The organism is Moraxella oblonga NBRC 102422 (genome assembly GCF_001598275.1).
Classification (GTDB): Bacteria; Pseudomonadota; Gammaproteobacteria; order Pseudomonadales; family Moraxellaceae; genus Moraxella; species Moraxella oblonga.
Map to the genome: position 1 here is coordinate 1 of NZ_BCYQ01000062.1, position 7,310 is coordinate 7,310.

General features: G+C 41.8%; 7 protein-coding genes. 3 read left to right on the forward strand and 4 right to left on the reverse strand.

Annotated features, from left to right (window positions below; genetic code table 11):
* Window positions 1-69: 69 nt before the first annotated feature.
* Window positions 70-885 carry a substrate-binding periplasmic protein gene (locus tag MOB01S_RS11435; protein WP_066805565.1) on the forward strand — a complete coding sequence of 272 codons (816 nt, stop codon included), beginning with the start codon at window positions 70-72 and terminating at the stop codon, window positions 883-885.
* A 23-nt stretch (window positions 886-908) separates the two neighbouring features.
* Here MOB01S_RS11435 and MOB01S_RS11440 read toward each other — a convergent pair whose 3' ends face one another.
* The 3 genes from MOB01S_RS11440 to MOB01S_RS11450 form a co-directional block, all read right to left on the reverse strand.
* The gene (locus MOB01S_RS11440; protein WP_066805567.1) at window positions 909-1,400 is read right to left on the reverse strand and encodes a pyrimidine dimer DNA glycosylase/endonuclease V; all 492 of its coding nucleotides are present in this window, start codon (window positions 1,398-1,400) and stop codon (window positions 909-911) included.
* A 40-nt stretch (window positions 1,401-1,440) separates the two neighbouring features.
* The gene (gene dapF / locus MOB01S_RS11445; RefSeq protein ID WP_066805568.1) at window positions 1,441-2,337 is read right to left on the reverse strand and encodes a diaminopimelate epimerase; all 897 of its coding nucleotides are present in this window, start codon (window positions 2,335-2,337) and stop codon (window positions 1,441-1,443) included.
* 182 nt (window positions 2,338-2,519) lie between these two features.
* Window positions 2,520-3,167 carry a hypothetical protein gene (locus tag MOB01S_RS11450; protein ID WP_066805570.1) on the reverse strand — a complete coding sequence of 216 codons (648 nt, stop codon included), beginning with the start codon at window positions 3,165-3,167 and terminating at the stop codon, window positions 2,520-2,522.
* A 275-nt stretch (window positions 3,168-3,442) separates the two neighbouring features.
* Here MOB01S_RS11450 and MOB01S_RS11455 point away from each other — a divergent pair, with 275 nt between their 5' ends.
* Window positions 3,443-5,911, forward strand: coding sequence for a TonB-dependent receptor (locus MOB01S_RS11455; RefSeq protein ID WP_066805572.1), 2,469 nt, complete (start codon window positions 3,443-3,445; stop codon window positions 5,909-5,911).
* Between the two features lie 161 nt (window positions 5,912-6,072).
* Complete coding sequence (locus MOB01S_RS11460) at window positions 6,073-6,492, forward strand: HIT family protein (RefSeq protein ID WP_066805575.1); 420 nt, start codon at window positions 6,073-6,075, stop codon at window positions 6,490-6,492.
* Between the two features lie 57 nt (window positions 6,493-6,549).
* On the opposite strand, the gene MOB01S_RS11465 is transcribed toward MOB01S_RS11460, so the two are convergent.
* Window positions 6,550-7,161: a L,D-transpeptidase family protein gene (locus tag MOB01S_RS11465; RefSeq protein ID WP_066805578.1), complete on the reverse strand. Its 612-nt coding sequence runs from the start codon at window positions 7,159-7,161 to the stop codon at window positions 6,550-6,552.
* Between the last annotated feature and the right edge of the window lie 149 nt (window positions 7,162-7,310).

A 7,310-nucleotide genomic window follows, 5' to 3' on the forward strand; every position in this document is an offset into this window, starting at 1 on the left:
ATCATTGCAATATGGTCAGTGATTTGTTATATTATAAAGTTATATATGGTCATTCATATGGAGAATGTAATGCACAAATATGTACTGCCCTTAATATTTGGTTTGCTCTGTGTAGCGTGTGGCAACAACAATGAACAGGCAACCACCACTCAACAGACACAAACGTTACCAACTTATCGTGTGGCAACTTTATTTGCTTATCCGCCTTTTGCCCAAATTGATAATAAGGGCAATGTAGAGGGTTTTGACATTGATGTCATTAACTATATCGCCAAAACCAAAGGCTTTGAGGTGGTTTATCAGCCACAAGGTATTTGGGAGGGGATTTTGGAAGGGCTTGATGAGGGTCGGCATGATTTGGTGGCAGCAGGTGTTTTTGTTACACCAGAACGTCAGGTCAAATATGATTTTAGTGATGTTTATATGACAACAGGTTGGATGTTGGCACTTAAAGATCAATCGTCATTAGGCAAAGCCAATTTTCAAAATTTTGATGATGCCCTCCAAAATAGCAATACATTCGTTACTGAATTTAATGCACCTGTTCATGCCCAAATGATGAAATTGGTGACTGGGCGTACTGGTGTGAATGTGGTAGATGCCAAAACGCCTTATCAGCAATTAACAACCGTAATACAGGGTAATGCACAGGCTGCTTATGATAGCCAAAAGGTGTTTGAGTATTATATTCATAAATTTTCTAATGACCCCAATACCAAAATGTACGGTATTGTCAATCCACATGTGCCAGTCAATCATTATGCTTTTGCCACCAAAAAGGGCAATCGTGAGCTTGTTCAAAAATTAAACGAAGGTCTAAAAGAAATACAAGACAATGGCAAATTTCAAGAACTGCAACAAAAATGGTTTGGTGCAACCTCATAATTTGTGTAGTTTGATGTTGATTTTTAGAGGGCTTGTTCGTCTTTTGGACTGGTGATAAATGGCGGTATGGGGCGATTGGTGTATTTTAAAAGTGCTGATTTGCCCTGTTGGTAGTAGGTGTGGTATGCGGTCATGACATCATGGTGTTTAAACTCATCAGGCATGACGGCTGGGGGTGGTGTAAAGGGCTGTGTGTCTATCAATGGACAAATTCTTAGCACATCACCGAGTTTGACCCATGTCAAATGAGTTTTTTTGTAGCGATATGTATATTCATTGCAAAGACATAAAAACAGCTCATACAGCCATTCGTAGTTGGCTTTTGATGAACGCACCCAAATGGCACAGGGGTGATTTTGGTGAGTGAGCCGATAAAGTTTGTCATTTGTTTTACCACATAAGTGATGAACACTGCACAATAATTGGGCGTATTCTAAAATCATTTTGACGACATGTTTGTCATTATGGTAGGTGGCACAAATTTTTGGGTCGTGGTCAAGGTAAAAAATATTCATAATTTGCGATGAAAAAGGGCGATAATTACGCCCTTTTTATTTATTCATAAGATTCGCTTGGGGTCAGTTTGATGCCAGCTTGGGCAGCCAGTCCGTCAGGGCTAAATACACCTTCGTACACGAAACTGGTTGGACCTGTCATCATCACCGAATAGCCTTCTTGGTAACGAATGGCAAGGCTACCACCGTAGAGCTGGGCTCGCACGTCCACACCTCCATCTAGCCAACCTTCACGCACACCTACCGCTACTGCTGCACACGCTCCTGTACCACAGGCTTGAGTTTCGCCCACACCACGTTCATAGACACGCAGACGGATATGGCGTTGATTAACTACCTGTACAAAACCAACATTAACACGTTCAGGAAATGCCTCGTGAGATTCTATGGCTTTGCCCAGTTTTGCAACATCGGCACTTAGTACATCATCAACCTGTATGACAGCATGAGGGTTGCCCATGTTGCACACATACAAAGATACAGGCGTATCGCCTATCATCATGCGATAAGCGTTGCCAACTTTGGTAATGGCTTTGGGAGCAAAAGGAATCTCATCAGGCTCAAATTTGGGTTTGCCCATGTCTACTTGCACCCAACCATAACGGTCGGTGGTGAGCGTGATGATACCGCTGGCAGTCTCTACTCTTAGGCGTTGTTTAAAGGAGAGTTTGCGAGCTTGGACAAAGGTGGCAAAACATCTAGCACCGTTACCACATTGGGAGACTTCTTGTCCGTCTGCATTAAAAATACGGTATTTAAAATCCACGTCAGGACGGCTAGGAGGCTCAACGATGAGCAGTTGGTCAAAACCTACACCCAGATGGCGGTCAGCAAGTAGTCGCACAAGGTCAGTGGTGAGATTCATGCGTTGGGTAACAAGGTCAATCACCATAAAATCATTGCCAAGCCCGTGCATTTTGGTAAATTCAATCAGCATTTTTCATCCTTTTATTTGTAAAATTACTGCTTTGTATCTTACCACGTTATGCAAAAATTATAAAGGGGCAATTATTTATCGTCCAAGCAAATAAATGCAGTCCATAAACTTTAAAATCCATTTTAAGCCTAAGGTGTATAAGATGTGATTTGACATGGTTGCTTTAAAAACTGTTTGGTGACTTAGCCAACATGGTTGTCAAAATGCTCCATGACTTTGGCGACAACGGCGATGGTGAGATAGTCCAAGGCTTGGGGGGATTTGTATTTTAGGGTGTTTAAAATCTGTGTTACTGCTAGGGCGTGGCTGTTGGGCAGGCGTGAGTAGCTCTCTTGGGGGGTGATGAGATATTCGTCATCGGACAAATCCACACTAATGAGTGTTTTGGTAGTGCTTTTGTGCAATACATTGACATTGCCAGAGAGTAAGAAGTTTTTGGCTTCGCCTTGGATGAATTGGGGCAAATCATCGCCGTAGTGGATTTGGGTTTCTTTGGCGGTGTTAGTAAACTGTAAATGCAATGCAAGTGGAAAATCATGCAAGACAATCACGCTTGTACCTGTGATTTTGACGTGAGTGGCAGGTTTTAGGGTGTTTGGGGGCAACCCAAGCAGGGCGTTGGCTTCGTGGGTGGTCATTTTTTGGGTGGCATGGGCAAAAAAATCCCCCAACGGTTTGTCGGTTTTGATGTTTTTGGGTAGACTGTCATAATGAGTCAAAAACAGCAAGGGCAAATCACGCTGACAAATAAAAGTGTCAATCTTGACGTTGTGGACGGTAAAGGGTAGGTTGTCGGTGATGAGTTCTTGTAGGATAAAGGTGTCGGTCATGGTATTTGGTTGGATAATGGGGTTTGTTATTATAACATGGTTATACATCTACAATCGTAGAAATTAAATATGGTCATTAGACCAAAGATGAATGAATTTTCTTATTTTGCTAATTCTATCAATAGGTTGGCCCATTGTCAATGGATTTGATATTGGGTGAATTTAGCACTTTTTGAGTGCGAGGAGTGTATAAAAGCGTGCATGGGGCGATGTTTACTTTTTGTATTGTTATGTTATAATATATATGTTATTTTATATCATTAATGAGTGTGTTTATGATAATTCCAAAGGTGCTAAACCTTGCCATCATGATAATTTTGGGTGGTGTTGCTACGGCTAGTTTTGCTGATGAAAATAAACCGCATGTGGACTTGCCTGCCATGCAAATCTCTCTTAACCAATCATCAATCCTGTTTGGTGATAAAAAAGCCAGCGATACAACAGTTTATCGCACAGCGTTACAACAACGTTCGGCAACGTTGGGTAATGCGTTGGCAGGTGAGCTGGGTGTGCATAGCAATCCTTTTGGGGGTGGGGCGAGTAAACCCATCATTCGTGGGCAAGAAGGTGTACGAGTAAAAATTTTACAAAATGGTTTGGATGTGGTGGACATGTCAGCATTGTCGCCAGACCATGCGGTTGCTGTGGATACTTTGCTTGCCAATCGGGTGGAGTTGGTGCGTGGAGCAAGCACTTTGCTTTATGGTACGGCTTCACCTGCAGGGGTGGTGAATGTTGTTGATGGACGTATTCCTACTGCCATGCCACAAGGCTTGTTGGCAAACAAAATATCAGGCGATGCTTTACTTCGTTATAACTCTGCCAGTCGTGAAAAGGTAGCGACAGCAGGGCTGAATTTTGGTATTGGTAATCATTTGGCGGTACGTTTGGAAGGTTTAAGGCGTGATACAGATAATTATAAAGTGCCATCATTTGCATCTGATGTCATGCTTGATTATTTGCCTGACAGTCATAACCAATCCACAGTTGGCACAGCAGGTATTTCATGGATTGGAAGTAAAGGCTATATCGGTGCTTCATACAGCCATCGCAAAGACAAATATGGCATTACAGGGCATAACCATCATTATGATAAATGCATTGCTCACGTCCTAACGCCCAAGTCCTCTGTGTACCATTATTATCTCAAAGCTTATCCACATTTGATGCAAGATATTGATTTTAGTTCATCAGCACATTTTCATTGTGGGGCGGATTTACATCATGACCATAATCATGACCACCCTTTTGGTTTTGCCCATGACCATAACCACCCCGGTCCTTGGATTGATATGGTGTCTAAACGGTATGATGTTAAAGCACAATGGCAAAAACCCATAAAAGGCTTGGAGAAAGTTCAGTTATCCTTAACATCGGCAGATTATTATCACGAAGAAAATGACCACGAAATCCAAAAGATAGACCCAGCCACCAAGCGTCTGGTTACCATCAACAACAAACCCGGTTATTTTAGCAATCAGGGTAAAAATGCCAGATTGGAGCTTTATCACACACCATTTTATGGGTTGCAAGGTGTGTGGGGATTGCAATGGCAAAAACAAGCCAGTTTTGCACATCTACCCTACGAAAGAGAGCTAGGGCAGAGATTTCCGCTGGTTGCCAACACCAACAAACAATTTAGTATTTTTGGGGTGGAACGGTGGCGTATGAACGATAAGTTTGCCCTAGAATTGGGCGGGCGTATGGAAAAACAAAAAATTCCCATCAGTTATGATGAGAACCAACTGGCACGCTATCGTCCAAAACCTGACTGTTGGAATTGGTTTGGTAGTGTTACTTGTTCTAGTGTGGTTCCTGCTTTTGAAGAGCCTGATTTGACTACGTATCAGGACAAGGCTTTATCATACAGTACGAGTGCGATTTGGGATTTTAAGCCCGATTATCGTCTGTCAGCAACTTATTCGCACAATGAACGTTTGCCTACGCCTATGGAGCTTTATTATCATGGCAAACATTTGGCAACCAACTCTTTTGAATTTGGTAATATTGGGTTAAATAAAGAAAAATCTAACAATTTAGAACTTGGCTTGAAGTTTGATGGCAATAAGTGGCGTTATGCACTGAGTGCTTATCACAGTCGTTTTAAAAATTATATTTACAACGAAAACATTTATCGTGAAGGCAATCTTTTTATGAGACGGCACAAGCAAGCACAAGCAAACTTTTATGGCTTGGAGGGTATATTAACCTATCATAATGACAAACATGAAATCAGTGTATTTGGCGATGTGGTGCGTGGTAAGCTTAAAAACCTCCCCAATGCTTATGCAAAAGCATACCGTTGCAATGGTGAATATACCACCATCAAGCCTGATGATACGGACGATAATATTGAGGCGTGTGATTATAATTATTATACCAACGATTTTAATTACAGCTATCAGCCGATATTGGAACAACCTAACATGACTACGCCCAGATTGCCACCTGCCAGATTGGGGGTGCGTTGGCAAGGTGAATTGGCAAGTCATTGGATGGCTGATGCAGAATACACACGAGTATTTGCCCAAAACCGCACATCCAAATTAGAAAGCCCAACAGCAGGTTATGACATGCTTAATGTGGGGGTAGGTTATCACAACACGCTAGGTGGGGTAGAGTATGATGTGTCGTTGCGTGCCAATAATTTACTCAATGAACAAACTTATATCCATAATTCCTTTTTGCCTTATGTGCCACAAATGGGGCGAAATTATAGTTTGGCTTTGACAACAAAATTCTAATTTGATGTCTTAATTCCCAACTGATGCTTAATTCACATCACAATCATACAAAAACCGTTCACCCCAAGCCAAGTCTTCGGGTATGGTTTTGGTATATAAAAATTTGCACAAATAAGCAGGGTGTGGTAGATTTATCACACCTGTTTTTTTGGAGAAAAGCCATGATTTATGATAATACCAACATTTTTGCCAAAATTTTGCGTGGTGAGATTCCTTGCCATAAAGTCTATGAAGATGATAAAACGCTCGCCTTTATGGATGTGATGCCCCAAGCGATGGGTCATGTACTTGTCATTCCCAAATGTGAAGCGGTGGAGCTGACTGATTTGCCGTGTGAGTATGCTTGTGCAGTATTTAAAACCGCCCAAAAAGTCGTTACGGCTCAACGTCAAGCGTTGGGAGTTAATGGTGTGGTACAAATGCAACTCAATCACAAAGACGCAGGACAAAGCGTGTTTCATTATCATATGCACCTAATCCCAACCCATGTGCATGAGCTTGGTAAACACGAAGGTGGGCTTGCCAACCCAAGCGAGTTGGCACAGTTGGCAAGCAAGATTGGGGCGGTGATTGAAAAGTAAGTTTGCCAAATCAAAAACCGTTTACCCAAATTGGGTGGACGGTTTAGCCAGTTGTGTTTATGGCAAAATCTCAATAACTGCATTATCCACCACCGCCACAAACAGTTCATCAATCTCAGGGTTGGTGACAGCGATACAGCCATGTGTCCAGTCTTTTAAAAGATGATTTGCCCCAATCAAATCTCCCAAGCCGTTTTTAATGCCATGAATTTTAATCGCACCACCTGCTGATTTGCCATGAGTTTTGGCGTGGGCAATGTCAGCTTCGTTGGGATAAGAAATCCCTAGATTTTTATGAAAGCTACTGTTAGCATTACGGTCATTAATCGTATAAATGCCTTCTGGGGTTTTCATATCACCCTCAAATTCTTTATGCCCAATGGGATTTTGACCCAGTGCAATGGGATAAATCTTAATCAATTTATCATCATAAAAGGCGTGCATTTCTCGTTTGGATTTGTACACGACAAGTTTGTCAATCTGGGTATTTGGGAGTAGGGGTGGTTGATTGACAAGCTTGATTTGTCTGGGCGAGAGTGTAGGCAGTGGTTTTTTGATATCATTGGTGGCTGATATGCTGGCAGGATTGTTGGGGGCTTGTTGGAATTTGAAAGCAAAAGTGGACACGATGAGAATGGCAAATATAGACAGCATGGCAAATTTTTTCATGATATGGTAAATTTTATTCAAAAAACCTCACCCTTTGACTTAGCGTAGGGTAAACGGTTTTTGTGTAATTTTGATGTATACCAACCGAACCATAAATTTAATACGGTCTTGCAGGGGGTAATTGCAATTTACCCCTACGGACAATCATT